Origin of the sequence: Actinospica robiniae DSM 44927 (genome assembly GCF_000504285.1) — a bacterium.
Lineage (GTDB): Bacteria > Actinomycetota > Actinomycetes > Streptomycetales > Catenulisporaceae > Actinospica > Actinospica robiniae.
This window is the reverse complement of the sequence record NZ_KI632511.1, coordinates 431733-457376: the sequence shown is the minus strand read 5'-3', so window position 1 is coordinate 457376 and position 25644 is coordinate 431733. Positions and strand designations below refer to the sequence as shown.

At 70.0% G+C, this 25644-nt stretch carries 26 protein-coding genes; 15 read left to right on the top strand and 11 right to left on the bottom strand.

Annotated features, from left to right (window positions below; translation table 11 throughout):
* The first annotated feature begins 230 nt into the window (after positions 1-230).
* Entirely contained in the window at positions 231-1064 is an 834-nt protein-coding gene (locus ACTRO_RS01880) for an SAM-dependent methyltransferase (protein WP_051450154.1), read from the top strand.
* Here ACTRO_RS01880 and ACTRO_RS01875 read toward each other — a convergent pair.
* Entirely contained in the window at positions 1053-2054 is a 1002-nt protein-coding gene (locus ACTRO_RS01875) for a helix-turn-helix transcriptional regulator (protein ID WP_034260721.1), read from the bottom strand. The two genes, ACTRO_RS01880 and ACTRO_RS01875, sit on opposite strands and share 12 nt — an antisense overlap.
* Positions 2055-2156: 102 nt before the next feature.
* Between ACTRO_RS01875 and ACTRO_RS01870 the strand changes: the two genes are divergently transcribed.
* Complete coding sequence (locus tag ACTRO_RS01870; RefSeq protein ID WP_034260720.1) at positions 2157-2582, top strand: VOC family protein; 426 nt, start codon at positions 2157-2159, stop codon at positions 2580-2582.
* Here the strand turns inward: ACTRO_RS01870 and ACTRO_RS01865 are convergent.
* A complete protein-coding gene (locus ACTRO_RS01865; RefSeq protein WP_063627908.1) occupies positions 2533-3171 on the bottom strand; it encodes a DUF2306 domain-containing protein in 639 nt (212 codons plus the stop codon). The genes ACTRO_RS01870 and ACTRO_RS01865 overlap by 50 nt on opposite strands.
* Positions 3172-3400: 229 nt before the next feature.
* On the opposite strand from ACTRO_RS01865, the gene ACTRO_RS01860 reads away from it, so the two are divergent.
* The 4 genes from ACTRO_RS01860 (at position 3401) to ACTRO_RS01845 (ending at position 6652) form a co-directional block, all read left to right on the top strand.
* Positions 3401-4603: a sensor histidine kinase gene (locus ACTRO_RS01860; RefSeq protein WP_051450152.1), complete on the top strand. Its 1203-nt coding sequence runs from the start codon at positions 3401-3403 to the stop codon at positions 4601-4603.
* Positions 4600-5286 (top strand): response regulator, encoded by a 687-nt coding sequence (locus ACTRO_RS01855; RefSeq protein WP_034260719.1) that lies wholly within the window; start codon positions 4600-4602, stop codon positions 5284-5286. The genes ACTRO_RS01860 and ACTRO_RS01855 overlap by 4 nt, the downstream gene beginning before the upstream one ends.
* 182 nt (positions 5287-5468) lie before the next feature.
* Positions 5469-5948, top strand: a complete 480-nt coding sequence (locus ACTRO_RS01850) for a heme-degrading domain-containing protein (protein WP_034260718.1) — start codon at positions 5469-5471, stop codon at positions 5946-5948.
* 89 nt (positions 5949-6037) lie between these two features.
* On the top strand, positions 6038-6652 hold the full coding sequence (locus tag ACTRO_RS01845; protein WP_169739792.1) for an NADPH-dependent F420 reductase: 615 nt from the start codon (positions 6038-6040) through the stop codon (positions 6650-6652).
* A gap of 88 nt (positions 6653-6740) precedes the next feature.
* On the opposite strand, the gene ACTRO_RS01840 is transcribed toward ACTRO_RS01845, so the two are convergent.
* Positions 6741-8882 carry a LamG domain-containing protein gene (locus ACTRO_RS01840; protein WP_034260713.1) on the bottom strand — a complete coding sequence of 714 codons (2142 nt, stop codon included), beginning with the start codon at positions 8880-8882 and terminating at the stop codon, positions 6741-6743.
* A gap of 237 nt (positions 8883-9119) precedes the next feature.
* On the opposite strand from ACTRO_RS01840, the gene ACTRO_RS01835 reads away from it, so the two are divergent.
* Complete coding sequence (locus ACTRO_RS01835; RefSeq protein ID WP_034260711.1) at positions 9120-9602, top strand: SUKH-3 domain-containing protein; 483 nt, start codon at positions 9120-9122, stop codon at positions 9600-9602.
* Positions 9603-9692: 90 nt separating this feature from the next.
* On the opposite strand, the gene ACTRO_RS01830 is transcribed toward ACTRO_RS01835, so the two are convergent.
* Positions 9693-10829, bottom strand: coding sequence for a competence protein CoiA family protein (locus ACTRO_RS01830; protein ID WP_034260710.1), 1137 nt, complete (start codon positions 10827-10829; stop codon positions 9693-9695).
* Positions 10830-11038: 209 nt separating this feature from the next.
* Here ACTRO_RS01830 and ACTRO_RS01825 point away from each other — a divergent pair, with 209 nt between their 5' ends.
* The 3 genes from ACTRO_RS01825 (at position 11039) to ACTRO_RS01815 (ending at position 13647) form a co-directional block, all read left to right on the top strand.
* The gene (locus tag ACTRO_RS01825) at positions 11039-11839 is read left to right on the top strand and encodes a hypothetical protein (RefSeq protein WP_034260709.1); all 801 of its coding nucleotides are present in this window, start codon (positions 11039-11041) and stop codon (positions 11837-11839) included.
* 151 nt (positions 11840-11990) lie between these two features.
* Positions 11991-12545: a histidine phosphatase family protein gene (locus ACTRO_RS42570; protein ID WP_051450151.1), complete on the top strand. Its 555-nt coding sequence runs from the start codon at positions 11991-11993 to the stop codon at positions 12543-12545.
* A gap of 154 nt (positions 12546-12699) precedes the next feature.
* Positions 12700-13647 (top strand): LysR family transcriptional regulator, encoded by a 948-nt coding sequence (locus ACTRO_RS01815; RefSeq protein ID WP_051450150.1) that lies wholly within the window; start codon positions 12700-12702, stop codon positions 13645-13647.
* A gap of 12 nt (positions 13648-13659) precedes the next feature.
* On the opposite strand, the gene ACTRO_RS01810 is transcribed toward ACTRO_RS01815, so the two are convergent.
* Entirely contained in the window at positions 13660-14430 is a 771-nt protein-coding gene (locus ACTRO_RS01810) for an SDR family oxidoreductase (protein WP_034260708.1), read from the bottom strand.
* A 356-nt stretch (positions 14431-14786) separates the two neighbouring features.
* On the opposite strand from ACTRO_RS01810, the gene ACTRO_RS01805 reads away from it, so the two are divergent.
* The 3 genes from ACTRO_RS01805 to ACTRO_RS46655 all read left to right on the top strand — a co-directional run bounded on the left by ACTRO_RS01805 (position 14787) and on the right by ACTRO_RS46655 (position 17382).
* Entirely contained in the window at positions 14787-15827 is a 1041-nt protein-coding gene (locus ACTRO_RS01805) for an SGNH/GDSL hydrolase family protein (protein ID WP_051450149.1), read from the top strand.
* Between the two features lie 189 nt (positions 15828-16016).
* Complete coding sequence (locus ACTRO_RS01800; RefSeq protein ID WP_034260707.1) at positions 16017-16739, top strand: hypothetical protein; 723 nt, start codon at positions 16017-16019, stop codon at positions 16737-16739.
* Positions 16726-17382, top strand: coding sequence for a Fic family protein (locus ACTRO_RS46655; protein WP_157435647.1), 657 nt, complete (start codon positions 16726-16728; stop codon positions 17380-17382). Before ACTRO_RS01800 ends, ACTRO_RS46655 begins: the two co-directional genes overlap by 14 nt.
* Positions 17383-17408: 26 nt before the next feature.
* Here ACTRO_RS46655 and ACTRO_RS01790 read toward each other — a convergent pair whose 3' ends face one another.
* The 3 genes from ACTRO_RS01790 to ACTRO_RS42565 are packed head-to-tail and all read right to left on the bottom strand — an operon-like array spanning position 17409 to position 20625.
* Positions 17409-18848 carry a HEAT repeat domain-containing protein gene (locus ACTRO_RS01790; RefSeq protein WP_034260705.1) on the bottom strand — a complete coding sequence of 480 codons (1440 nt, stop codon included), beginning with the start codon at positions 18846-18848 and terminating at the stop codon, positions 17409-17411.
* 56 nt (positions 18849-18904) lie between these two features.
* Positions 18905-19507, bottom strand: a complete 603-nt coding sequence (locus ACTRO_RS01785; protein WP_034260704.1) for a response regulator transcription factor — start codon at positions 19505-19507, stop codon at positions 18905-18907.
* Positions 19504-20625 carry a sensor histidine kinase gene (locus ACTRO_RS42565; RefSeq protein WP_051450148.1) on the bottom strand — a complete coding sequence of 374 codons (1122 nt, stop codon included), beginning with the start codon at positions 20623-20625 and terminating at the stop codon, positions 19504-19506. The genes ACTRO_RS01785 and ACTRO_RS42565 overlap by 4 nt, the downstream gene beginning before the upstream one ends.
* 132 nt (positions 20626-20757) lie before the next feature.
* Between ACTRO_RS42565 and ACTRO_RS01775 the strand changes: the two genes are divergently transcribed.
* Positions 20758-21687 (top strand): ABC transporter ATP-binding protein, encoded by a 930-nt coding sequence (locus ACTRO_RS01775; protein ID WP_084315883.1) that lies wholly within the window; start codon positions 20758-20760, stop codon positions 21685-21687.
* The gene (locus ACTRO_RS01770; RefSeq protein WP_034260703.1) at positions 21684-22385 is read left to right on the top strand and encodes an ABC transporter permease; all 702 of its coding nucleotides are present in this window, start codon (positions 21684-21686) and stop codon (positions 22383-22385) included. Before ACTRO_RS01775 ends, ACTRO_RS01770 begins: the two co-directional genes overlap by 4 nt.
* A 14-nt stretch (positions 22386-22399) precedes the next feature.
* On the opposite strand, the gene ACTRO_RS01765 is transcribed toward ACTRO_RS01770, so the two are convergent.
* From ACTRO_RS01765 to ACTRO_RS01755, 3 genes are read right to left on the bottom strand one after another with little or no spacing between them, the layout of a single operon-like run.
* Positions 22400-23296, bottom strand: a complete 897-nt coding sequence (locus ACTRO_RS01765) for a carbohydrate ABC transporter permease (RefSeq protein WP_051450147.1) — start codon at positions 23294-23296, stop codon at positions 22400-22402.
* A gap of 1 nt (position 23297) precedes the next feature.
* Positions 23298-24257: a carbohydrate ABC transporter permease gene (locus tag ACTRO_RS01760; RefSeq protein ID WP_084315882.1), complete on the bottom strand. Its 960-nt coding sequence runs from the start codon at positions 24255-24257 to the stop codon at positions 23298-23300.
* 2 nt (positions 24258-24259) lie between these two features.
* Complete coding sequence (locus ACTRO_RS01755; RefSeq protein WP_051450146.1) at positions 24260-25558, bottom strand: extracellular solute-binding protein; 1299 nt, start codon at positions 25556-25558, stop codon at positions 24260-24262.
* Between the last annotated feature and the right edge of the window lie 86 nt (positions 25559-25644).

The window sequence follows — 25644 nt, the reverse complement described above, 5'->3', positions numbered from 1 at the left end:
CCCTGGCCCCACTGGTAGAGGCCTTCGGTCGGGAACAGAAGGATCAGAGCGTCGGTGATCGATCCGAACCCATGGCCAGCGCGCTTCCGTCGTCCCTTTCGCCATGCTCCTCGGCGCACCGTACTTCGTGTACTTATCGGTGCGCACCGCCCGGCGCTGAACAGGCCCCTGAAACGGATCATCGACCCCTGACTATCTCGGGAGGTACTGCCGGTGCGAGACTGTCCCGCATGGACCCCATCGACGTGGCGGAACTGGCGCTGAGCCTGCCCGAGATCGATCCCGAGAAGCCGAGCCCCGCGCGCATCTACGACTTCTGGCTCGGAGGCAGTCAGAACTTCGCCAGCGACCGCGAGGTGGGCCAGCGCGCGATCGACGCCCTTCCCGGTCTGCAGGCAGGCGTCCGCGCCAACCGCGCGTTCCTCGGCCGCGTGGTGCACCACCTCGCCGAACGCGGCGTCACCCAGTTCCTCGACCTGGGCTCGGGCGTGCCGACGATCGGAAACGTGCACGAAGCCGCCCGGTACGTGAACCCGTCCGCGCGGGTCGTCTACGTCGATATCGATCCGGTCGCCATCGCCCACGCCCGGGCACTCCTGGCCACGGTCGACAAGGTGGAGGCGATCCTCGCGGACCTTCGCCGGCCCGAGACCGTGTTCGCCCACCCCCTCGTCCGCGAGACGCTCGACCTCACAGCCCCGATCGCCTTCCTCATGAACGCGGTCATGCACTTCATCCCCGACGCCGAGCACCCCGAGCAGATCGTGCGCGCCTACATCGACCGTGCCGCGCCCGGCAGCTACGTCGCCATCTCCCACGGCACCGAAAACCCCCGCCAGCGCCGCGAGGTGGAGGAACTCGTCAACGACTACCAGCGATCGACGGGCGTGCCGCTCATCACGCGTGGTGCCGAGCAGATCAGCCCGTGGCTCACCGGCCTGGACATCCAGCCCCCCGGCATCGTCACCATCGACCAGTGGCACCCCGACACCGAGGAGCCGTACTTCGTCCCGCTCTTCGGCGTCTTGGCTCGCAAGCCCGACACCGACCCCTCAACCGCCTGAGTTATCAGACGGCTGAGGTGCCTGCCGCCGCGCGCTGTCGGCGAGTCGGCCGGCAAGCGCGAGGACGAGATCGCGTAGTTGCTCCGGACGCTCGACCTCGAACGGCAGGTCCAGTGCGGCGAGCAGCGGCGGCAGCCAGGAGAGCTGTTCGACCTGCATCCGGACGCGGAGCCAGCCGTCGGCCGACGGCTCCTCCACCACCGCGAGCGACGCCGGCAGCCGGGTCCGGATCTGTTCGACCGTGCCGCGGATCCGGAGGATCACCTGGTGCCGGTAGGCCGCCGTGGCAAAGCTGGAGAGCAGGCGTTGCGCCGGGTCTGGACCGTCGGGCGGCTCGAACGTCCCGGGCAGCGTCCGGACGTCGGCGACACGGTCGAGCCGGAAGGTGCGGTCGTCATCGACCCCTGTATCCCTCCCGGTGAAGTACCAGTGCCCTGAGTGGTTCACGATCCCGTACGGCCGCACCGAGCGTTCGCTGAGGGAGCCGTTGCGGTCGGTGTACGTGATCGCGACCGGCCGCCGGTGCCGTACCGCGTCGGCGATCGTGAGCAGCACGGCCGAATCCGGCGCCGTGCGCAGATCGCGTCCGGGCTCGTCGGTGAAGGAGAGCGAGTCGAGTAAGGCCTCGAGCTTGCGCTCCAGATGCGCCGGCAGGACGCGACGGATCTTGGCTGTCGCGGTCTGACCGGCCGTGCCCATCGCCGTCGTCAGGCCCCTGCGTTCGCCGCTGATGAGGCCGAGCAGGACGGCGATCGCCTCGTCGTCACCGAGCATGAGGGGCGGCAGCCGGTAGCCGGGCGCGAGCCGGTAACCGCCGTAGCGCCCACGCACCGACTCGACCGGGATGTCCAGATCGATCAAGTGCTCGACGTAGCGGCGCACGGTGCGCCCGTCGACGCCGAGCCGATCCGCCAGTTCGGCCGTCGTCCGGGTGCCGCCGGACTGCAAGAGCTCCAGCAGGGTCAGCACGCGGCCGGTCGGACGGGTCATGTCACGATCCTAGCCCCGATACCGGACCGGTTCTGTCCGGTATTCGTCCTAACGTGGGTGTCACGCGGAGATCCACTCCGCGCCGACTGTGGAGGCTTGACCATGGATTTCATCTCGACCCGCATCATCACCGGCGACGTCGCCCGGCTCGTCGCCTTCTACGAGAAGGCGACCGGAGCGCAGGCGACCTGGGCCAACGAGGACTTCGCCGAGCTGACGACCCCGCGTGCCACGCTCGCGCTCGGCAGCACGCGCACCGTCGGCCTGTTCGCCCCCGGCTCCGCCCGCCCGGCCGAGAACCACAGCGTCATCCTCGAGTTCCTGGTCCCGGACGTCGACGGTGTGTACCGGAGCCTCGTCGACTCGGGTACCGTCGCCGCCGCCGACCTCGTGAACGAGCCGACCACGATGCCCTGGGGCAACCGGTCTCTGCTGGTGCGCGACCCCGACGGCAACCTCGTCAACTTCTTCACCCCGGTCACCCCTGAGGCCGTGCGGAAGTTCGCGCGAGTGGGCGGGGAAGTGTGACCAGGAGGTTGAGCGGCCAGCTGATCCACGCGCCGGTCCGGTACGCCTGGTCGAAGGGAAGGCCGAAGCCGGGAAGCACGATCAGCCAGAGGCGGAAGGTGACGGCGGCGAAGATCAGGGCGTAGGACCGGAGCATCCAGATCCGATGCGCGGCCACGTCGCCCCGCCGGATCGCGACGAATGCCAGAGCGCTCGCCGCCAGTAGAGCGATGCCGAGGGCGACGAAGCCGAGCGGCGCGATCGGCGGGTACAGGCCTTCCGGTGCCAGCAGCAGTCCACCGATTCCGGCCACGAGGGCGCTGAGCAGGTACGCCCGCCCCAGGGCACGGTGGAGGGCCGGGTGACGATGTCTGAGGCTCGGCACGAACTGCCAAGGGCCGAGGGCCAGAGCCAGGATGCCGCCGCTGATGTGGAACAGCAGTGGCGTCAGGTGCGCCAGGTAGACCGCCCGCTGCTGGGCGAGGAAGAGTTTTGAGTCGAGGGTGAAGTAGCGGGCGGAGATACCGGCCGTCGCCGTCGCCAGGATGGTCATGCAGATCCAGCCGGTCCGGCCGCGGCGGCGGTGTTCGTGCCCTGCGGAAGTCGTCATGGCCGGAAAAGCTAGGCGCCGGGCCGGGCCCGCCGCGTCCGCTTGTCGGGGTTGATCGCGGTCCCGCCACCGGAGTACTGCGGCGACGGAGGGCCGGCTCGTACCCCCCCAGGGGGTATATGAGCTCGCAGCATCTGCCCTTCGGGGGCGACGCCTGACACGTCGCCCGCCGCTAGGCTCGGTTCGATCACACCGCCGGGCAACGGCGCCGTCTATAACCGGAGTCGTGATGCGTCAGCCGACCTGGATCAGTACCCGTATCGGCGAAGGGAGGCTTCGGCTGCGCCCGGAGGCTCTGCCCTGGATCGGTTTCGCCGTGCAGAAGCGGCGAGCGGGTGCCTGGGACTTCGATCTCTTCCTGGCCGGCGCGTTCTTGGCCGCGATGTGCGCCGAGCGCTTCTATCGGGCGGCGCAGATCGGCGACCGGATGCCGGCGGCACTCGCGCTGAGCGTGCTGATCGCCGGCGCACTCGCGGCCCGCCGCCGGGCGCCGCTCGCCTCGTACCTGCTCGGCACGGCCGCGCTGTCCGCCGAAGCCCTGTTCGTCGCGCCGAGCCCGGTATCCGCCTACGCGAACCTGCTCGGGCTCTACTCGCTCGGCTCGTGCGGCACCCGCACGCGGGCCAAGTGGGGACCGGTGATCGCGCTCGGCGGCATGATCGCTTACTTCAGCGGATCCACGCACACCTACGAGGCGATCCCGGCCGCCGTCCTGTTCGTCTGGCTCATGGCCTGGGCTCTCGGCTACGGCGCGGCCAGGCGGCGCGAGGAGCAGGAGACGCTGCGGCAGGCCGTGCGCGGCCGCGTCGTCGCCGAGGAGCGGGCTTGGATCGCCAGGGAGCTGCACGATCTGGTCGGACACACGCTCACCGTGATGCTCGTGCAGGCCGGAGCCGCCCGCCGGGTGCTCGACGGCGACCCGGAGCGCACCCGCGGGCTGCTGGGCGCGATGGAGGACGCCGGCCGGCAGGCGATGGACGAACTGGACCGGGTACTCGGCCTGCTGAGTCCGGCCGGGACGGACCCGCGACCCGGACCGGCCCGGTTGGACGCGCTGGCCGCTCGGATCGGGCAAGCCGGCATCCGCGTCACCGCCCGGGTCGACCCCGCCGCGTACGACGTGCCCGAAGCCCTGGACCTCTCGGTTTACCGGATCGTCCAGGAGGCCCTGACCAACGTCGTCCGGCACGCCCGTGCCACCCGCGTCGAGGTCTCGGTCAGGCGCGTCGGGGATGCTCTGGTCATCGAAGTCCTCGACGACGGCGGGGCCGTGGGCGGATACCGGCCCGGTCGCGGCCTGTCCGGCATCGCCGAGCGCGTCCGCGAGTTCGGCGGCAGCGTGGAGCACGGGCGCTGCGAACGCGGGGGGTTCCGCCTCCACGTCATGCTTCCGATCCCGGCGGCCCGGACCCCGGCGACGGCCGGCCGATGACCATCAGGGTCGTGATCGCCGACGACGACGCCCTGCTGCGGGCCGGGGTCGCCGTGGTGCTCGGCTGCGAGCCCGACATCGAGGTGGTCGGCGAAGCGGGCGACGGCATCGCGGCGGTCGAGCTGTGCCGGGCCGTGGCTCCCGACGTGGCTCTAGTCGATGTGCGGATGCCCGGAATCGACGGGGTGGAGGCGACCAGCCGGATCGTCACGGCGGGTCTGGCCACCCGGGTGCTGGTGCTGACCACGTTCCACCACGACGAGTACGTATGGGGTGCGCTGCGGACCGGTGCGGCCGGCTTCCTGCTCAAGCGGGCCTCGCCGGAGCGCCTGGTCGACGCCGTCCGGTCCGTGGCCGCCGGCGAGGCGGCGCTGGATCCCGCGGTCACCCGCGACCTCGTCGGCCGCCTCCTCGGCACCGGCACGCCACCGCCCCGGGCGGACCCGGACGATCCACGCCTGGCCGCGCTGACCGGACGGGAGCGGCAGGTGCTGCGCCAGGCAGCGGAAGGCCGTTCGAACGCGCAGATAGCCGCGCTGCTCGTGATCGCCGAATCCACGGTGAAGACCCACATGAAGCGGATCCTGGCGAAGATCGATGCGCGCGACCGCGCTCAGGCGGTCGCGATCGCGTATCAGAGCGGGCTGATGGCGTCCGGGCCCGGCGACGCGGAAGGGCGTTGATCCCGGCCGCTCGACGCTCGGCCGGGCCGCCTTCGCGCCGCCACGGACGGCCCAGCCGCCGGCTTGCCTGCCCGCCGTCAGCGCTATCGTCGATCGGGTCGCATTCGGACGACGACGTCGAGGGCTGCGGCGCCTGCTCCTGCGGGCGCCGCGCCCCTCTCCCCCGCGGAAATGGAACTGCCATGAGCACGGACGAGACGATCGAGCGGATCGCACGCATCGAGGAGCAGGAGCGGCGGCTGGTGCTGCCGCGCTTCGACAACGACGACGCGTGGGCGCTCGGCTGCCTGCTGGTGGAGCTCGCCCGGGCGCGCTCGGCCCCGGTGACGATCGATATCCGCCGCAACGGCCAGCAGCTGTTCCACTGCGCGTTGCCAGGCACCAGCACGGACAACGACGCGTGGATCGGGCGCAAGGCGCGCACGGTCGAGCGGTTCGGTTCGTCCTCGTTCCTGGTGGGCCTGCGGTGCGTGGCGAAGGGCCGCACGTTCGAGGAGAGCTCGCGGCTGGACCCGGACACCTACGCGGCGCACGGTGGCGCCTTCCCGATCACGATCGCGGGCGTCGGCGTGGTCGGCGTGGTGACGGTCTCCGGTCTTCCCCAGGCCGAAGACCACGACCTCGTCGTCGCCGCGCTCGAGAGCTACCTCGACCGGACGTAGGTCGCGCCCTGCCGCAAGCCCGCACCCTAGACTCGAGATCACTAGCCGTCAGATCGCCTGCGGGCCCATAGATGCGAAGGCTGCTTCCCATGCCCACACTTTCTATCGCGGTGATCGGTTCCGGCGTGATCGGCCGGACGCTCGCGTCCTGCTTCAGCCAGGCCGGACACACCGTCACCTTCGGTGCCCGCAACCCCTCCGACGCCGACCTGGCCGAGGCCGCCGAGCAGATCGGGGCGACCGTCGGCGCGGTCAACGCCGCGATCGAGGCCGCGGACGTCGTGGTGTGGGCGATCCCGGGCGGCGCCATGCCGGAGGCGATCCCGGCCGCGGCCGCGTACCTCGACGGGAAGGTCGCGATCGACGCCACGAACAGGGTGGGCGAGCCCCGGCTCCACAGCCTCGACCTGATCGCCGAACACGCGCCGGGCGCGCACGCCTACCGTGCCTTCAACAGCGTCGGCTGGGAGAACTTCGCCGATCCCCACTACGGCGAGGTCACCGGTGACCTGCTCTACACCGGCCCGGACGGGCCTTCCCGCGAGATCGCCGAGACCGTGATCGGGGCGACGGGGCTGCGCCCGGTCCGGGTGGGCGACAACGACAAGGCCACGCTGGTCGACAACGTCGCCGCACTCTGGTTCGCCCTCGCATTCGACCAAGGCATGGGGCGCGGCGTGGGGTTCAAGGTCCTCACCCGCTAAGGCCGCCCGGGCAACCGCCGCGCACACGACGCGGCCCGGGCCGGTCCTGAAGGTCAGGACCGGCCCGGGCCGCGTGCCGTGCCGGGTGTCACGGGAGGTTCGTGGCCTGAATCGCGGTCAGCGCCTGGTCGAAGGTCGCCACGTGCGCGATCTCGCCCGGGAAGTATTCGCTGAGCGCCCCGTCCACCTGGTTCGCGCCCAGGATGAAGGAGCCCACGACGCTCACCCCGCCGGCGACCTTGACGGTGTCCGCCCGCACACCTCCGACGTACAGGACGAGGTGACCGGTGGTGGCGTCATAGGTGAGGACCACGTGCGTCCAGGTGCCGGCCGTCCACGATCCGCCTCCGCCCTGCGCGTAGGTCGCCGCGGTGGTGTCGCCGGTGTTGAGGCCGAACTGCCAGGTCCCGTCGGCTGCCGCGGACAGGAAGACCCCGGAGTCGTCGGTCCCCGCCTGGGCGAGCACCGTGCCCGGCCCGGACGGGTCCACCCACGCGCCGATGCTGAACGACGACGACGCCGGGACGATGGCGCCGGGCAGCGGCTGGGCGGGGGGAGCGTTCGTCTCCAGGCATCCGCTCGTCCCGTCGAACTCCGCCGCGGCGCCGAAGGTCGCGTCCGTCGTCCAGCTCACGCCGGCGTTGGTGTCGCGGAGCTGGTACGCGGTGTCGCTGCCGGTGTCGAGTGCCTGGTTCGCGGTCCCGGAAGCCAGATCGCCGAGTTCCCACTGGTGCGCCGGGCTGATCAGGCTCTGCTCCGCGCCCTTCGCCAGCTTGATGCCCGCGGCCTTGACCTTCGCCGTGTAGCGCACGGCCGTGCCCGCGGCCGTGTCGACCGCCCACAGGTCGGGCACGCCGTCGCCGTTGAAGTCCGCGACCTGCAGTTCCAGATTCGCACCCTGGTTCCAGGTCGAGGTGCCGGTACCGAACGCGATCACGTGCTGCGTGTAATCGAGGGTCGTGAAGTCGTTCCAGAACCCGTCGTCCTCGGCGTCGGTAGCGGTCACATCGGTCCACAGCACGAGCTCGCCGGTCGCCTCGTTCCACATGTAGAGGTCGAGCCCGTCGTCGGCCGTCGGGTAGCCGAGCACCTTCCACGAGTCCCAGTCGAGCGTACCGTCCGGCGACGGCGTGTCGCTGAGGACGGCGCAGTCGCCGCGGTCACAGGTGCCGCCGCCGAACCTCCCGTCGGTCATGTACGCACCCGGCCCCCAACCTGCGGTCAGGACCAACTCGTCGTCGAGCACCGCGAGCACGTCCGGGAGGCCGGAGTGGTTCTGGGTCAGGTCGCCGGCGTCGACGAGCTCGCTCGGGTTCACCCCGTTCCCGTCGGCGAGCGAGCCGCTGGAGATGTCGGCCTGCTGGGCGTCCTCGTTGCTGAGGCTGCGCACCACGTCGCTGTCGCCGTCGCCGCAGAAGACGAAGCCGCCGCCGACGTCCTCGGTCGGCGCCACCGTCGGCGGGTAGTACACCAACACGGAATTCTCGCCGCTGGCGCACCAGTCTCCTGGGATGACCTCGGCGCCGACGAAGCTGAACTGCCCGCCGCCTGCGCCGGTGCCGAGGCGGGAGACCCCCAACAGGTTCTGCGCGTCGGCCGAGACGGAGCCGCCGGGCCCGCCCTTCGCGTACCAATAGCCGTTGGCCAGCGCGTCGCCGGACTCCTGCGGAGCGGCCAGCAGGTCCGGCGTGCCGTCGCCGTCGAAGTCGGAGAAGACCTGCGGCGTCCCCGTGACGGAGGCCGGCTGGCCCAGGACGGTCTCCACGGTGGCCGGGCCGGCCTGGCCGCCGGCGCCGAGCGTGTTGACGGTCAGTCGGGCGGAGTACTCGTCGATGACGATCGTGATCGTGGCGACGCCGGTGGCCGCGTCGAAACTGTTGCCGTTGCCCGGATCCGCGGCGGTGACGTACTGGCTCTGAGCCACCGGGTAGGCCACCTCGTACCCGGTCGGCACGGCGGTGTCCGCCGGATTCGGGCTGATCGTGAACGAACAGACCGTGCCTATCGGCACCCACACCTGGGGCTCGGCGCCCGGCAGCGGGCACGCCGTGGTTCCGGCGGGGGGATCGGCGGTGACGGAGACGATCGGCGCTGCCGGGGCGGCGTCGGCGGAGGCGCCGGACGCTCCGGTGAGCTGAACGCCGAGCAACGCGGTGGCGAGCGCGGCGGCGGTCAGCCCGCGGGCGGCACCGGACCGGTGCAGCCCGGCCGACGGCCGTCCTGCGGGCACAGTGGATGGAAACCGTTGATACAAAGAAAGACTCCCCCTCGTAGCAGCGTGCCCGCTCCCCCGGCGCGCCTTGGGGGCGCCGGCGAAGCGGTTGAGACGTCCGGACCGAACCGGACGTTCTTCCGCGAAGACTATAGCTGTGTTTTGATATCAGGGCGACTGATATCCGAGCGCGGAAGGAATACCCTTGGCGGGCATGACGGAGTTCGTACCGCCGAAGCCGCGTGGAGGAAGACGATGAACGGGTCCGGCCTCGGGGCGGCGGCCACCGCACGGCTGACCGCAGCGGGCTGGTTCCCCGGGCGCGCGGTACCGGTCGAGCCGTTGCTCGAGCCGCTGCTCGAGGAGGACTACGAGATCCCGCCGGTGCTGCGCGCCTTCCTGCGCGGCTACGGCGGGCTCGAGTTCGATTATCCGAATCCTCACTGTCCGGAACACAGGGACACCTGCGGGATCGATCCGCAGCTCGCCGTCGACGCGCTGTTCAGGACCCGGGTCAGCCTCTGGGAGGAACGGGTCGGCGCGCAACTCGTCCCGTTCGGCGAGGCCAGCAGGCTGTTCCTGGTCATGGCGGCCGACGGCCGGGTCTGGGGCGGGTTCGACGAGTTCCTGTTCGAGCTCGGAGACTCACCGGAGGACGCGCTCGACGGGCTCTGCGAAGGCCACGACCGGCCGACCGTGCCAGCCGTGCCGGAGGAGAGTGAGCACGGCCAGGCCTAGCGGGTATCAGAACTCGGAGTGCTCCGGCTCGTTCCCTTGCTCGAGGCGTTGGGACCGGCTTCGGGCGCTACAGAAGCTCAGCCGCCACGGTCAACAGAAGCAGACCTTGTGCGCCGGCTGCCCGGTACCCGGGTGTCGCAGGTGGGCCGGCCTGCCGCAGACGATACACGGCGCCGGGTCGCCGACCTCCGCGTACTGCCACGCCTCCACGGGCGGTACCGGCGGCAGCAATCGTCCGGTTGCGAAGTCCGTGGACGGTGGAGCTGCTCTCCACGCCGTGGCATCGAGCGCTGAGTCCCGGTCGCGCGGTACATGTACCCGGCCTATCGTCGAGGGCTCACCGTAGTGGAACCCGTAGGGTTGCGCTTCCGGCGACCCTTGCAGGAACTCCTGCTTCTCCGGCGCAGTCAGCCAGAAGAACCACCCGCCGGCCGTCTTCTTCCTCGCGGGCACGAACAGCGAGACGAACTGCGCACACGCCGAGCCGACGACCAGATCCTCCAGATGGATCTCCTTGGGCTCGAGGCGGGGATGTTTCCCGTCGCAGAACCGCTTCGGGAGCGCCGCATGGGCCGGGCAACGTTCAAACCAGGCCGGCTCGCACGGCCGCATACGCAGGCTGCGCACTCCCCCGCGTATGAACAGTGCCCGTCCCGCCGCGATACGCCAGTCGGTGATCTCGTCCATGCGTGCCCACGGAGCCCGGTTGATCGGCGACGCGGTGGGCTTGTCCACCGCCCACAGCGGCGTGATCCCATCGCTGCGGGCGAGGTTGCTGCGCTCGACCACGCGCCGCGGAGCGATACCCGAGAGCTGAATCTCCCAGCCGACCCGACGCCCACCGGTACCGGTGACCAGCACGTCCGTCACCCTGGCCCGATCCGACGCCGACTCCTCCACTTCGGCGTCGAACCCGCCCTGCTGAGCGGAACGCGCGACGCGCTCCTTCAGCGCCTTGTGCACGTCGCTTTCCGGAGCAGCCAGAGGGTGGGCGGCGATCTTCGTATCGCAGTGCACGGCGACGCGAGCGCCGTCGCGGACCTGGACGTACATCGCCCCGGGACACGTGACGCCGTTCGTCGTCCAGGTGCAACGCAGCAGGCTGCGATCGAAGCGCCGAGGCCGGTAGATCTCCTCCCACAGGCCCGGGTATTGCGGGTGGCCGAGGTCGGGAAGAGTGAGGTTCAGAACAATGTCGTAGCCGGTGTGGCGAACCGTGTGGGTCACAACAGGCTCCTCGACGAGGGCGGTAGGCGACGCTGGCGAGGTCCGACCGCCTCCTACCGGGCCGGGACGATGCCTCTTCAATCATGCAGCGGAATCCGGGAGGATATCAGGGCTCGATTTCCATAATCGGAAGGCGCGTTGCCGCCTTACGCGCCGCCCCCATCGCATATCCGGTCGACTGCATCGGCGCCGCCGGGAACACTGATGTCATGCAGACAGAAGCGGAGGCTGGGCAATCGCCTGAATTCGACGGCGCGGCGCTCGACGCGGCCATCCGGGCCTGCATCGATGGGCGCAGCGGCGGCGAGGTGGAGGCTCTGGGCGACGCGGTCCAGGCCGCGATCGACGCCGATCCCCGATGCGCACTCCACATCGCCGACCGGGCCGCGGACTACGGCGAGCCGATTCGGGGTGGCCTCGTCCGGGTGAGAGGGCTGGCCAAGATCGTGGCCGCCGTGTCCCCGATCGATCGGGACAGCGCCGGCAGGGTGGCCGACGTCGCAGAGGCATTGATCGCCACCTTCGGCGGGCCGAGAGCCCGGGCGACCGGGCAGGGCCTCCTGGTCCGCGCTCTCGCGGAAGGCCATCCCGACCGTGCTGAACGCCTTGCCGATCTCATCGGCGAAACGCGGGAGCGAGCCTCGGCATTCGCGGCGCTGGCCCGTCAGGCGACCGCGGATCCAGCGCGCGCTTCCGCGCTGGCCGATCGCGCCGAGGCCGCTGCGAGCAGCTGCGTCGGCGCCGGCGGGCGGGCGTTCGCCTACTGCGCGATCCTTCACGACCTGGCTGCCATGGATCGGGATCGCGCCTTGCGCGCCGCCGACCGAGCCGCCTGCGCAGCCGCCGAAATCGATTCGCCCGATCCCAAGGCCAAAGCCAAGTCCCAGTGGCTCGTGACCATCTGGGTGGCCAACGTGGACCGAGATCGGGCTGAGCGTCTCGCGGCGCAGATCACCGACGAGCCCTACCGGCGGCGCGCGCTGAATACCTTGTCTTCGAAGGAAATCTAGTGCCCCATCTGCCAACATACGTCCTTTTGGCACAGCAGCGGACCGCCGCGCCGTCGTGTTCGCAGCTTCAGCAATGTGAGATCGTGCCAAGGACACCTCAACAACCGAAAACCCGTGGACGAGCACTGCTCCGCACGGCAGAGTCGGCTGCATGTACGTCTACCTGATCCAGCACGCCGAGAAGCTGCGGGAACCGGGCGATCCGGGCATCACGGAGCTGGGACGTGCCCACGCCACGCTCACCGGCGCGTGGGCACAGCGCACCGGCATACGCCGGGTGTATTGCAGCCCACTACGACGCTCGTGGCAGACCGCTCAGGTCATCGCTGATGCCGTCGACGTTCAGCCCGTCCAGGACGGGCGGGCCACCGAGCGCATGAACTGGGACGGGACCGTACCGTTCGCACACTTCAGCGCCGAATGGGCCAGGACGGTCGAAGACCGCGCATACACGCCCTCCAACGGAGACTCCTCCCACGCCGCAGCGAGCCGGTTGCTCGCGCTGGTCCGCGAGGTGGGGATGACCGACTCCCCCGCTGCCATCGTCACCCACGGCGGTGTCACCGTCGATCTGTTACGCACCCTGCTGGAAGATACGGTGATCGCCGACAGCCTCCTCACAACCGGGGTGCCATCGTGTGCGATCACCACACTCAACAGGACGACCGCCGCATCCGTGGCGTCGGTCGAGCACCTCACGGCATGACTGGCCAGCAAGCCCGGCAGTGCCCTGATCATGCCCACCGCCCACAGCGCAGCCACTAAAAAGGCGGCTCGTCGAAGAATGCCCGATTTTCCGGCTACGTGCCCTGATCCGCGTGGGCTCAGCTCAGATACGCGAGCCTCGCTAGAGTGCCTCCATGGTCGATCTTGATACGCGGCTACTGCGTTCTTTCGCGGTCGTGGCGCGGGAGGGCACGATCACCGGCGCCGCGGCGAGGTTGCACATCGCGCAGCAGGCGCTGTCCGCCCAGGTGCAGCAGCTGGAGCGTGCGGTGGGGGCGACGCTGCTGGTGCGCACCACCCGCGGGGTGCGGCTGACCCGCGCCGGGGACGAGCTGCTGGCTGGTATCAAACCTCTGCTCTGCGATCTGGACGCGGTGCTCTCGCGGGTGCGGGCGACGGCTGGGGGACGGCTCGGGAGGCTGCGGCTGGTGTGCAAGCCGCACGCGACGGCTGAGTTCGCGCTCGACGTCGTGCAGGCTATGGAGCGCGACTTGCCGGGCATCGAGCTCGAGCTGGTTACGGTCTCCACGCTGCCGGAGGAGCTCGCGGCGCTGCGCGAGGGCACTGCGGACGTCTCGTTCCTGTGGGTGCCGACCGGGGACGAGCGGCTGCGGTCGGCACGGGTGCGGCGCGACCGGCGGGTGGTCGCGTTGCCGTCGGGGCATCCGTTCGCGGCGCGCGATGCGCTGAGTCTGGCGGAGTTGGCCGACGAGCCGGTGATCGTCCCGCAGGTGGTCGTGTCCGAGGATGTGGTGCGCCATTGGCTGGCCGAACCGCGCCCCGACGGCCGCCCGGCGGTGCGCGGGCCGGCGGCGCACCGCATCGAGGACCGGCTGATGCTGGTGGCTCGCGGCCGGGGCGTGTGGTTCGCGCCCGAGCCGCTGGCCCGCTACTTCCCGCTGCCGGGCGTCGTCTGGGTGCCGGTGACGGATGTAGAGCCCTCCTATCTCGCCGTCGTCTGGATGCCCGGCGCGCCCGAGGCCCTGATCGCGCACCTGGTCGAGCACGTAAGGGGGCTGACGGGCTGGGGCGACCGCGACGGTGACCGTAACCGCGATGACGACGGCGATACAGGAGGCTGATCTCGACGCGGCCTAGAACATCGCGCCGTTCGCGCGCACGGTCTGCCCGCTGACCCAGCCGGCGTCCGGCCCGACGAGGTAGCCGACGACCGGCGCGATGTCGCCGGGGGCGCCGAGTCGGCCACGCGGGCTGTGGTGGGTCGCCGCGGCCACGGCTTCCGGCGTTTCGGCGCCGTGGTAGAAGGAGTCGTCGATCGGGCCGGGGGCGACGGCGTTGACGGTGATGCCGCGCGCGCCGAGTTCTTTTGCTGCGGCCAGCATCATCCGCTCCACCGCCGCCTTCGAACCGGAGTAGACGCCGTAGGGGCCGGTCATCACCGACGTCAGCGTGGTGGACAGGACGACATACCGGCCGTCGTCGGCCAGGTGGCGGGCCGCGGCGCGCAGCGAGTAGAAGGCACTGCGGGTGTTGAGACTGATCAGGTGCTCGAAGTCGTCGTCGCTGAACTCGACTATCGGCTTCTTGATCACGGCTCCGGGCACGTGCACGACGATGTCGATCCGGCCGTGCCGCTCCACGACGCCGGCGAACAGCGCGTCCACGTCGCCCGAGACCGTGGCGTCCGAGCGGACCGCCTCCGCCGTCACCCCGCGCTTCTCGAGCAGCGCGAGCGTTCGCTCAGCCTCGTCGTCGGAACGCAGATAACTGATCACCGTCGTCGCGCCGCGTCCGGCGATGTGCTCGGCGATCGCGGCCCCCATGTTGCGCGCACCGCCGATCACGAGTGCCACCTTGCCCGTGAGGTCGCGCCTGTCGGCGCCCGCCGATTCCGTACCGGTCATGTTCCCGGCTCCTCCCGTCAGCCCCGGGCCCTGCGTTCCCGGGACGGGCCGCGCATCGGCCCGCGCCACGATCATCGAACACGAACACAGGCCGGCGGAAACATCGCTTTCCGGTGGCGGCCACAACGGCCACCGGTAGCCGGGTCGCCCGATCCTGATCTCACCCGTCGACGGGTGGGTCGGAGTGACCATCTGACCTTTTAACTCGATCGAGTGGCTTGGGTCCGGTCGTCCGAGGCGGCGGCCCGGCAGCCTGGATGATCTTGACCGAGGCATCTCGATGATCTTGACGGCGATGTCCTCCGCCCGCAGCCATGTCGCGGCTCCGGGCGCCTCGTCTATTCCCAGGAGGGTCCATGCGACATGTCTTCGGCCTGCGCACACGAGCGCTGGCGATGGGATTCGTGCTCACGGCGGCCACACTTCTGCCCGCCGCCTCAGCGAGCGCGGCGGATTCGTACGAGTGGGCGGCGTTGGGCGATTCGTACACCGCCGGCGTGTTCGTCGGAGACCCGCAGCCCGCGCTCGGGGACCCGTCGCGCGACGGGTGTGACCGCACCACCAACTCCTACCCCGACGTCGTCGACCGCGAGCTGGCCGCATTCCCCCCGGGCAAGCCCGTCCACCTGACCAACGCCAGCTGCGGCGGCGCCACCATCGCCGACATCGCCACGGCGAAGCAGACCCCGATCAGCCCGGTGCAGCCTCCCGCCGGCGGGTGGGCCCCGGTCGCCCCGCAGATCGAGCGGGCGCACCTGAGCGACCAGACCGACGTCGTCACCATCGGCGTCGGCGGCAACAGCCTGCCGTTCGGCGACATGCTGATGAAGTGCGTCGAGCTGGGCACGATCGGCAAGTCCTGCCGCGAGTACTACACCAACCCGCCCGCCGGCGAGGAAAGCATCCAGGACAAGCTCGTCCGCGTCCAGAACGAGTACATCGAGATGCTGGCCCGGGTGCACCAGGCCGCGCCGAACGCCAAGGTGATCACGATCGGCTACCCGGCCGTCCTGCCCGAAAACGCGACGGACTGCAACCGCCTCAGCCTCGCCGAACTGGGCCCGATCACCCACGCCGATATCAACTGGCTGCGCGAGGACGTCCTCGAGCAGCTCAACACCATGATCCAGCGGGTCACAGATTTCTTCGGCGACGAGTACGTCGACATCTACTCCTCCAGCATCGGCCACGACGCCTGCCAGCCCGAGGCCGTCAAGTGGGTCGAGGGAATCTGCGGCAACGCCGCGGACTACTGGCCGGCCGGCTACCCCGGCACGATCCTGAACTGTGCGCCCCTCGGCAAGCGCGTCACGCTGGTCCACCCCAACGCCGCAGGGTACGCGAACACCGCCGCCCACGTGGAGCGCGCCATCCGCATCGCCCTGCTCGAACGCTGATCGGGCGAAGCGCGTAACCCCGCTTGCCGCCGGTCTCGCCTCGAAGGATCGGGCGAGACCGGCCGAGCGGTTCGAAAACGGCTCGCGTTCTCATGAGTCGCGCATCGAGACTGGTGTGCGCCGTGTCTGACAGGACGGGAGCCGACGCTGACATACAACCGGGACACTCTGCCCTTCCCCGAAAATCGTGTGCCCTCCCATTCGTGGGAGGTCGTCCGGGACTGGGCAGCACACGACCCGGGCCGCCACGCGTTCGCCTGGGACGAGGACGAGGATGGCCGCCTCCGCTCGCTGGTCCGCGAGTGGGTGCCACCCGTGCTCTCCGGGATGAAAGGCTGGCGGCAGGGCGAACGCTGGTGTGAAAGCCAAGTGGACGCGATCATCCGGGAGCGGTACGGCGTCTGGGCATGGGGGTGGAACTGGTGCTACTACCACGGCGGGCCCATCGGCAGCTGGGTCAGCGGGCCGAGTTCGGTGACGACTCCGGACGAGACCGCCGCGCGCGTCGTGTCTGCCCTGTTGGAGTGGCGGGAGTGGCTGGAGCGGACGGCCGAACGCTTCGCCGAACTGGCACCGCCGTCAGACGCCTCACCCGAGGATCGCAGCTGGCATCTGGAGCGGGCCTGCGTCCGTCTCGTGACGTACGCGCTGGACTCGGGCGCGGAGGGCGGCTGGCACGGTCTGGCCTCCATCGTTCTGACCTGGTTCCTCACCAGCACCGGCATGGACCGGGCCGACGCCACGGCAGCGGTGGAGCGGGCGATCGACGACCGGTTCGAGAGCTGGGTCACTCCTGCGCAGACGTTGATCGATTCCGTCGGCGAGGACCTGGCCGTCGACCTCACCGGCCACGCCCCGTACCGGGACCACCGGGAGCGGGAGGCGCTGGAGGAGTTCCATGACCGCTACTGACAGCCTTTCGGACAGTCGTCCGGACAGCCTTTCGGTCTGGCTGCGGGTACGCCGCGAGGTGGACTGGCGAAGCGCACCGGCTCTCGAGAGGGTCCCGCCTGGTCGCGACGGCTTCCGGTCCTGGTGCTGCGGGCCGGTGCGACGGCGCAACCCGATTCGCGCCGAGCGCCTGCTCGCGGCGCATGCCCTGGCCCGAGAAGACGCCGCGCGCCTCGTCCCGCTGGATTTCGCTCTGCTCGCACGTTGGCAACGCGAAGTCCTCGGCACGACAGAAGTACCGGCGTTCCGCACGGGCGATGCTTATGCGAAGGGCGGCCGGGAGCGCTACGGGCTGAGCCCCCATACGTGGTCTGATTTCGATGCCTGCCTGCGCGAGGCGGCGGACCCGGGCGTTCCGCTGGCTGCGCGCGGGGCTCGCGTGTATCTCGACGTGGCCTTCTTCCATCCCTTCAGCGATGGCAATGCCCGCGCCGCCCTGCTGACCTTGGTCCACGTCCTGGCTCGGGACGGCATCGTCCTGCCCGAGGTCGGCCCGCTGCAGATCACCCGCTATGCGGATGACCCAGCCGGCGCGGCCGACCTTGCCGCGCTCATCGGGGTACTCAACCGCCGCACGATGACCAGCTCGTCAGTAAAGCAGTGAAAGCAGTCGTGGACTGATGTCAGGGGTCAGATTTGTAGGGCCCCGGGAGCGTCGCCGTGGACTCGCCCGCACTCCGTCATGGCCAGCCACCCCGAACCCTTCACGCGGGTGTGCGGCCCGAGCTCAGACGGGTCGACCGAAGTGAGGCCGGCGATGATGGCGCCGTCGCACTCATCAGGGATCTGCAGGTCGTCTTTGACCTGCTGCCAGCGCTGCTGGAAGGCCTCACTGTCGTTGTAGTCCACGCCGTCGAACGCGTCCGGCGGAAACGGGTCCTCATGCGGCAGGACGAACCCGGCTTCGGCGGGATGGCCCGTCCCGACCAGTATGGACTCGGCCGCGTCGTCGCGGTCCGCGTCGTCGCGGTCCGCGTCGTCGCCGTCCGCCTCGTCGTCGTGCTCGTCGGCATCGTAGACGTCGTAGTAGCGGAGGACTTCGCCCTTCTCGGCGATGCACCACGCGGTCCAGCTGTCGCCGCAGCTCATGCCGTACCAGCGCGCCGCGCCGAAACGGGTGCTGAGTTCGGCGCATCGGGCCTTGACGAGCGCGGGATCCACTCCGTCCGAGCCGGCGTCCCGGTCTTCGGCGTGGTTGTCGTCGGAGTGGGATCCGAAGACGAGCCGCCACCCGTCGAGTTCGGGCGAGACGTAGACCCGGCGATGTTTCGCGTGCGGAATCCGATGATCGTACGCGTGGTGGTCGTGATTCCAGGCGCTCGCGCCGAGCCGCATCGTGACCGGGACCGGATCGGACAGGCCGAACGCCTCCATGACCTCGTGCTCGGGCCGCGCCGGGACCGCGTACCAGGAGCCGCACAGGTGCATCGGTTCGGGTATCTCTCCCTTTTGCTTGATCCTGATCAGCCGGCTGACGGCGGCCTTGTCCCGCGCATCGAGTACGTCGCGTCCACCGATCTCGGCGAGCGCCTGCAGGGCGGTGGCGCGCCGCCGCACCCCTGCGCTCGGGGAGCGTCTGACGGCCGTCAGGACCGGCACCGTCTGCTCGCCGATCGCCGAGAGCGCCCAGACCACGCGCTGGCGTACGTCCTCGTCTTCGTCGCCGAGCAGGGTCAGGATCAGGTCGAGGTAGGCGAACCCCGCGGCCCCGAGAAACTGGACGCGCACCGCGGCGCACTCGCGGACCTGGGGGCTCGGGTGCGAGAAGGCGGGTGCGAGCGCATCCGGGCCCGAGACGTTCAGGGCGTTCAAGGTCCACGCGGCCCGGCGGCGCACCTCCGGCGAGACATCGCCGGCGATCGTGTCGACGAGCGCCGGCAGGGCCGGGTCCCCGATCTGACGCAGAATCCACCCGGCGTCCGACCAGTCGACCGGTGAAGCCTCGTCGCGCAGATGCTCCATGACCGCTTCCACAGCCGCGGCGCCGGCGTCGACGAGCGCCTGCCTCGCCGCCACCTGGGCCGCCTTGTCCGAAGAGATCAGGGCATTGAAATGGGTGTCGAGGTTCACGGGACTCAGCGTACTGGGCGGTACTGACACCGATCCGCGCGTCGCGGGGCCTGGACCTACAACCAGCCGCGCTCCGTCGCGATTCGGGCGGAGGCGTGGCGGGAGGAACCGCCGGTCTTCTGCATCGCGCAGGACAGATAGTTGCGCACCGTCCCGGACGCGAGGTGCAGGCGGTCGCTGATCTCCCGGACGCTGAGACCGTCCGCCGAGAGGCGCAGCACGCCGAGTTCGCGGGCGGTGAGCGGGCAGTCGTCGATCATCGCGGCGGCGGAGATGTCGGCGTCGATCCAGCGCCTGCCGCCGTGTACGTGGACGATGACGCGTTCCAGTTCGCCGGTCTCGACGGACTTCGACAGGAAACCGCGGACCCCGGCGGCCAGCGCGGCCCGCAGCACACCTGGACGACCGTGCCGCGTGAGCAGGACGACGGCCTGCTCGGGGCGGCGCGCGATGATGCGCCGGGCGGCCTCGATGCCATCGAGTACCGGCATCTCGAGATCGAGCAGCACGACGTCGGGGTCGTGTTCGGCGGCGAGTGCCACGGCTTCGGCTCCGTTGGCGGCCTGCGCCACGATCTCGAGCTGCTCCGACATGGCCAGGAGGCTCGCGATGGCGGTACGCAGCAGCGTCTCGTCGTCGGCGATCAGAACGCGGATCACGGTGCGGACTCCGAGGTCTCGTGGATCGACTCAGCCCGGGCCGCCGTCGTGAACGTTCCGTCCTCACATTGTGTCTCGAGCGTCCCGCCGACGGCTGTGAAGCGCGCCCCAAGACGCGCGAGGCCGCTGAGCGCCTGCGTCTTGTCCGTCACGCCGTCGTTGACGATCCGCACGAAGTCCGGCCCGAGGTCGACGAGGACGTGTTCTGCATGCGCGTGCCGCAACAGATTGGTGGTGGTCTCGCGCACCACGAGTGCGAACAACTCCTCAAGTCGATGCCCGATCGGCGCGTGCCCCCTGACTTCCAGTTCTATACCCGCGGCCAGAACCAGCGATTCGGAGTTCGCGAGTTCGCCGGCCAGGGTCACGGCGCGCTCCCCGTAGGCCAGGCGCCTGGTCTCCGCGATCGTCTCGGCGACGAGTTGCTCCACCTCGCGAATGTGATTGCGGGCGAGCTCCCGGTCCCGGTCGAGCAACGTGTCGGCCAGTTGGAGCTTCAGACGGCTGACATGCAGCGCCTGCCCCTGGATGTCGTGCAGATCGGCGGCGAACCGGTAGCGCTCGCGCATGACGGCCAGCTCGGCCGTATCGTGGCGGGCTTGGTCGATTTCGAGGTAGAGCCCGAACCAGAAGCGGTTGCCGCGGACCGTGGCGATGGCTGCGACGCCCACGAGGGCGACGCCCTCCGCAGCTCGGGCGTCTTCGAAAACGGTCACCGGGAGGACCGCCAGCGCGACGGCTACCGCGCTCCACGACCATCGGTCCCACGGTGGCACGCTCGTCACCAGCGCGGCGGACAACGAGAAGGCGACAGCTTCCACCGGGTTGCGGTGAGTGGCCGCGATCAGCCACAGCAACGCGTAGGAGGTGATGAGTGCTGGGACGGCGACGGCCGGTCGCGCTCCCTTCTCCCAGAACAGGCACTGCCAGCAGACCAGGGCGCCGACCGCGAGCGAGACGACGAGCACGAAGGCGGAACGGCTCTGCGCCATCGTGATCAGGCACACGTAGCCGGCCACGATGGCGACCATGACCCAGGTCGTGTAGCGGCGCATGCGCTCCAGGGCCGGCGAGCCGGCGTCGGCAGTCGACCAAACTTCGTGGCTCTCCGGCGTCATGGCGCCAGCCTAAGGTGACCGACCTTGCACGCGAACCCGCGAAACGTCACCGTCCGGCCTGACAAACGTCACACGAGGCCGTGAGATCACGGCACTACGCGCGCTGCCCGCCGTCGCCGGATCGTGGATCGCATGAGGGAGACGACACACGAGACCGTCATCGAAGCCCGGGACGTGAGCTTCACCTACAGACCCGGGCGGAGATCGACGAAGGGCGCGTATACCGCCGTGCAAGGCCTCGGACTCACCGTGCGACGCGGCGAGTTGTACGCGTTGCTGGGGACCAACGGCGCCGGGAAGACGACGACACTGGAAGTGCTCGAAGGCCACCGCGTCCCTAGTTCCGGCCGGGTGCGCGTGCTGGACGGCGATCCGTCCGACCGCCGCCACGTCCGGCCGCGGATGGGCATCATGCTGCAGGAATCCGGCCTCGTCGCCGAACTCACGGTCCGAGAGAGCGTCGCACTGGCCGGCGCGGTCTCGGGGCGCCCCGACGCGGTCGACGCGGTGCTCGACCGGGTCGGCCTGACGGCGAAGAAGCAGACCCGCGTCGCGCAGCTTTCCGGTGGGGAGAAACGCCGCGTCGACTTCGCCATGGCGGTTTGGGGCAGCCCCGAACTCGTCTTCCTCGACGAACCGACGACCGGACTCGACCCGGCCTCCCGCGACGCCCTGTGGGCGGTCGTCGACGACCTCCGAACGAGCGGGACGACGTTCCTGCTGACCACGCACTACCTCGAGGAGGCCGAGCACCACGCCGATCGCGTCGGCCTGATGCACGCCGGCACCCTGCACCGCGAGGGCACGGTCTCGGACCTGACCGCGAACAGCGTCACGACCATCCGCTTCGTGCCGCCGTGCGCCGTGGACGACATCCCGATCCCGGTCAGCGGCACGGAGAACGGCCTCGTGGTGATCCGGACCCGCACCGTGCAGCGCGACGTGCGGACGCTGACGGCGTGGGCCGACGCCCACGACTACGAACTGGCCCGATTCGCCGTCCACGAATCAGGTCTCGATGATGTCTTCCGCGCCCTCGGCTCCGAAAGGACCACCGCATGAACGCCATCGCCCGCACAGAGATCAGACTCCTTGTCCGCAACCGCCTCGTCGCGGGCTGCGCGATCTTGTTTCCCTGCCTCTTCGGAGCCGCCTTCTACCTCGACAGGGACCCGCACGCGGGCGGCGGCTCCGCAGCCGGCGTCCAGGTCGTCGCGATGGCGGCGATGGGCACCTACGTGACGGCGACCACGACGCTGGCCACCCGGCGCCAGACGCTCTATCTCAAGCGGATGCGCGGAGCCGCGATCTCCGACCGGTCGATCATCGCGGGGCTCGTGGCGCCGCTGATCGCCGTGAACATCGCCCAGATCGTCGTCGTGCTCGGCATCCTCGCCTCTCACGGCGGCCCCGCGAACCCCGCGCTCGTGATCGCGGCGATCCTCGTCGTGGAAGCCATGTTCACCGGACTGGCACTCGCGACCGCCGGGTTCACCGCATCGCCGGAACAAGCGCAGTACACGACCATACCGATCTTCTTCGCCGCCCTGGCAGCGGCGATCTTGAGCCAGGCACCCGGCGGCGACCTGACCGCCCTCAAGCGTGCCCTCCCCGGCGGCGCGCCGACCGAGCTGATCATGACCGCGTGGAACGGCGGCAGCCTCTCGAACGTGCCGCTCCTGCTCGTGCCCAGCCTGGTGTGGGCGGCACTCGGGGTTCTCGCCGCCCGCACCTTCTTCCGCTGGGAGCCGCGCCGATAGGGACGGCGCGTCCGTCAGCCCTTGATCGACCCGCTGAGCATGCCCCGCTCGAACAGGCGCTGCATGAGCAGATAGAACAGCACGCTCGGCACCATCAGGATCGCGGCGGCGGCCAGCCGGACGCCGTCGCCGAGTTCCTGGGAGGACTGCAGCGAGGTCACCACGACCGTCAGCGGATTCATCGACGGCGTCTGGATCACGAGCAGCGGGAGCAGGTACTGATCCCAGATCATCAGGAAGCCGAAGACCGCGCAGGTGCCGAGTGCGGGCTTGCACAGCGGCAGGATGATCCGCAGGAAGATGCGCAGATCGCCGGCGCCGTCCACCCGGGCCTGCTCCTCGAGCTCGAGCGGGATGCGCTTCATGAAGCCGGTCAGGATGTAGATCGGCAGCGCCCACCCGACGAGCGGCAGGATCAGTCCGCCGTAGGAGTCGAGCAGCGAGCCGCCGGTGAACGGCTGCGGAATCTTTCCGATGATCAGATAGAGCGGAATCGCGATGATCTCGTCGGGCATCATCAGCGTCGCCATGATGAGCACCAGCACCACGCCCGCGCCACGGAATCGCTTGCGGGCCAGGGCGTAGGCGGCCAATGCGGAGACCGCGAGCTGTAGCGTGAGCCCGACCGCCTCCATGACCACCGAGTTGAGCAGCCCACGGCCGATGCCGTAGCTCCAGGCTTGCGACAAGTTCGACGCGCTCCAGCCCCGAGGCCACAGGTCCATCCGGCCGAGCTGGTTCTGTGCTGCACTGAGCGCAGTGGCGATCATCGACCACAGCGGGAGCACGAACACGCCGAGTACGAGCAGGTAGCACACCAGCCGTGCCGCCCGGCCGGCGACGCCGCGGCGGGCGAACACACGCGGGGTGCGCAGGCCCAGCGCTGTGGGCGTCGAACCCACGATCGCCATCTCAGTCCTCCTCCACACGGGCACGCCACCAGCGCACGGCGAGCGTCAGCAGCACCGTCACGACCAGCAGCATCGTCGACACGGCGGCGGCGTAGCCCACATCGTTCTCGGTGGTGGCCTGCAGGTAGTCGTAGGGCACGACGGTCTGGGTGGCTCCGCCCGGGCCGCCGCCGGTGAGCACGTAGATCTCAGTGAAGACCCGCAGTCCTCTGATGACGCCGAGAGTGAGCACAATCGTGGTGATCGGGCGCAGGGCGGGCAGGGTGACGTGCCGCAGCCGCTGCCACGCCCCGGCTCCGTCGATCGCGACCGCCTCGTACAGTTCGCGGTCGACTCCGGCGAGACCGGCCACGAAGATCACCATGTCGTAGGGCGCCGATTTCCAGATCTGCACCCCGATAACGGAGGCGAGGGCCTGGTGCGGGCTGCCGAGGAACTGCTGCGGGCCGATGCCGACGTCGCCGAGCAGGGTGTTGACCGCGCCGGTGCGTCCCGGGTAGAGCAGCTCGTTCCACAGTTCGGCGGCCGCCACCATCGCGACCACCACCGGCAGGAACGCCGCGGTCCGCAGCACCCGCAGGTGCCGGGCCGGGCCCTCGAGCAGCAGGGCGAGGCAGAACCCGAGGAAAGCCGAGCCGATCACGCAGGCGAGCGCGTCGACGACGGTGTGCCAGACCGCTGAGATCAGAGCCGGATCGCCGAAGGCCTTGGTGAAGTTGGCGAAGCCGATCCACTGGTTGCCGAGGTACGGCCGGACGTGGAAGAAGCTCAGGTACACGCCCCAGGCTGTGGGCCAGAAGCGGAAGACGGCGAGGAACAGCAGCGCCGGGGCCAGGAAGAGCCAGGGCACCACGGCGCGCCCGCGCCGGGCGAGCCGGCCGCCCCGGCCGGACCCGCAGGCCTGGCCGGGCGCGCTCGCGTCGGACGCGGCGCCGGCGGTGATCGTGCTCAGCGAAGCCATGGTCAGCCCGCCACGCCCTGCTGCTGCAAGGTCTGCTGGAACTGGGTGTTGAGGCCGTTCATGGCCGACGACGGGTCGGCGCAGTCCGCCATCATCTTGTTGATGTCGTCGGAGGCCAGCTGACGCAGCGCCGTCCAGTTCGGCAGCGAGTCGTACTCGAACCGGCCTTCGGATTCGTAGACCTGCTGCGCGAGAGTCCAGCGCGTGTCGCCTTGGTGCGCCGTGGCCGCGCTGACGGTCTTGTTGACCGGCAGCCGCACGACCGTCGCGGTGGGCACGGCGCTCATCCCGAGGTTCTGCGCCTGGGCCGAGACCATGAACGAAAGCAGTTCGCGCGCCTCGTCGCTCTTCGCGCCGGCCATCAGGTACATGTCGGTGCCCTCGGCGAGCGTCGCCTGGGTCGGGCCCAGCGGCGGCGCGACGACGACGTACTTGCCCTTGATCGCAGTGGCGTCGAAGGTCGCGAAGGCGTAGGGGCCGGTCAGGTACATGCCGGTGACGCCGGTCTCGAAGGCCTTGTTCGTATCGGTTGTCGTGTCGTTGAGATAGCCCGGCTGGACGACCTTGTCCGTGCACGCCAGCTGCTCGAAATCCCGCGCGGCGGAGACGGCGGCCGGCCCGTTCAGGGCGGCGGTGTACTTGCCGTTCCCGTCGTTCTTGACGTAGTCGCCGCCGGCCTGCCACAGCATCGTCGACCACCACCAGGAGACGTAGCCGCGCATGGTCGATCCCGGCACGTCCATGCCGTAGGTGTCGCTCTTGCCGTCGCCGTCGGGGTCGTCCTTGGTGAAGTCGACCGAATCCTGCACCACCTGCGCCCAGGTGGTCGGGACCGGCAGGTGCAGCCGGTCGAGCCAGTCCTTGCGGATGAACAGCAGATTGGCCTGCACCGAGAAGGGCACCGCGTAGTCGGCGCCGGAATGGTCCTTCGCCTCGTTCCAGGCGGTGGCGTCGATCTGCCCGCTGCCGCTGATCTGCGCGGGCTGGATCTGCTGGATGATGCCCTGGGTCTCGAAGCTGCCGAGCTGCGCCGCGTCGTCGATCGCGACGTCGGGCAGCCGATGCGCGGTCGCGGCCGCGGAGAGCTTGGTCTCGAAGTCGGTCAGGGTGGAGAAGACGTCGACTTTGATCCCGGTCTGCTTCGTGAAGGCCGAGAAGATGTCCTGATAGGCCTTCATCGAGTCGCCCGAGCCGCGGACCCAGACCTGCAGCGGCCCGGTCGCGTCGGCGGCCGACCCGCCGGAGCCGCTGCAGCCGGCCGTCGTGCCCGCCGCCAGCACGAGGGCGAGCAGCCCCGCCATACGGATCCTGCCACTCCGCGGGAAAGCCATGTCCACTCCGATCGCGTGGGTTCGAACGAGCGTCCGTTGTTCGCATATATGAACTT

Bases quoted from the DNA above. Each gene is read 5' to 3' on its own strand.
- ACTRO_RS42565 (WP_051450148.1), bottom strand. From the start codon at position 20,625: ATGACGCCGGAGAGCCACGAAGTTTGGTCGACTGCCGACGCCGGCTCG.
- ACTRO_RS01825 (WP_034260709.1), top strand. From the start codon at position 11,039: ATGCAGACAGAAGCGGAGGCTGGGCAATCGCCTGAATTCGACGGCGCG.
- ACTRO_RS42570 (WP_051450151.1), top strand. From the start codon at position 11,991: ATGTACGTCTACCTGATCCAGCACGCCGAGAAGCTGCGGGAACCGGGC.
- ACTRO_RS01880 (WP_051450154.1), top strand. From the start codon at position 231: ATGGACCCCATCGACGTGGCGGAACTGGCGCTGAGCCTGCCCGAGATC.
- ACTRO_RS01805 (WP_051450149.1), top strand. From the start codon at position 14,787: ATGCGACATGTCTTCGGCCTGCGCACACGAGCGCTGGCGATGGGATTC.
- ACTRO_RS01860 (WP_051450152.1), top strand. From the start codon at position 3,401: ATGCGTCAGCCGACCTGGATCAGTACCCGTATCGGCGAAGGGAGGCTT.
- ACTRO_RS01845 (WP_169739792.1), top strand. From the start codon at position 6,038: ATGCCCACACTTTCTATCGCGGTGATCGGTTCCGGCGTGATCGGCCGG.
- ACTRO_RS01765 (WP_051450147.1), bottom strand. From the start codon at position 23,296: ATGGCGATCGTGGGTTCGACGCCCACAGCGCTGGGCCTGCGCACCCCG.
- ACTRO_RS01755 (WP_051450146.1), bottom strand. From the start codon at position 25,558: ATGGCGGGGCTGCTCGCCCTCGTGCTGGCGGCGGGCACGACGGCCGGC.
- ACTRO_RS46655 (WP_157435647.1), top strand. From the start codon at position 16,726: ATGACCGCTACTGACAGCCTTTCGGACAGTCGTCCGGACAGCCTTTCG.
- ACTRO_RS01875 (WP_034260721.1), bottom strand. From the start codon at position 2,054: ATGACCCGTCCGACCGGCCGCGTGCTGACCCTGCTGGAGCTCTTGCAG.
- ACTRO_RS01810 (WP_034260708.1), bottom strand. From the start codon at position 14,430: ATGACCGGTACGGAATCGGCGGGCGCCGACAGGCGCGACCTCACGGGC.
- ACTRO_RS01775 (WP_084315883.1), top strand. From the start codon at position 20,758: ATGAGGGAGACGACACACGAGACCGTCATCGAAGCCCGGGACGTGAGC.
- ACTRO_RS01850 (WP_034260718.1), top strand. From the start codon at position 5,469: ATGAGCACGGACGAGACGATCGAGCGGATCGCACGCATCGAGGAGCAG.
- ACTRO_RS01835 (WP_034260711.1), top strand. From the start codon at position 9,120: ATGAACGGGTCCGGCCTCGGGGCGGCGGCCACCGCACGGCTGACCGCA.
- ACTRO_RS01855 (WP_034260719.1), top strand. From the start codon at position 4,600: ATGACCATCAGGGTCGTGATCGCCGACGACGACGCCCTGCTGCGGGCC.
- ACTRO_RS01815 (WP_051450150.1), top strand. From the start codon at position 12,700: ATGGTCGATCTTGATACGCGGCTACTGCGTTCTTTCGCGGTCGTGGCG.
- ACTRO_RS01870 (WP_034260720.1), top strand. From the start codon at position 2,157: ATGGATTTCATCTCGACCCGCATCATCACCGGCGACGTCGCCCGGCTC.
- ACTRO_RS01760 (WP_084315882.1), bottom strand. From the start codon at position 24,257: ATGGCTTCGCTGAGCACGATCACCGCCGGCGCCGCGTCCGACGCGAGC.
- ACTRO_RS01865 (WP_063627908.1), bottom strand. From the start codon at position 3,171: ATGACGACTTCCGCAGGGCACGAACACCGCCGCCGCGGCCGGACCGGC.
- ACTRO_RS01770 (WP_034260703.1), top strand. From the start codon at position 21,684: ATGAACGCCATCGCCCGCACAGAGATCAGACTCCTTGTCCGCAACCGC.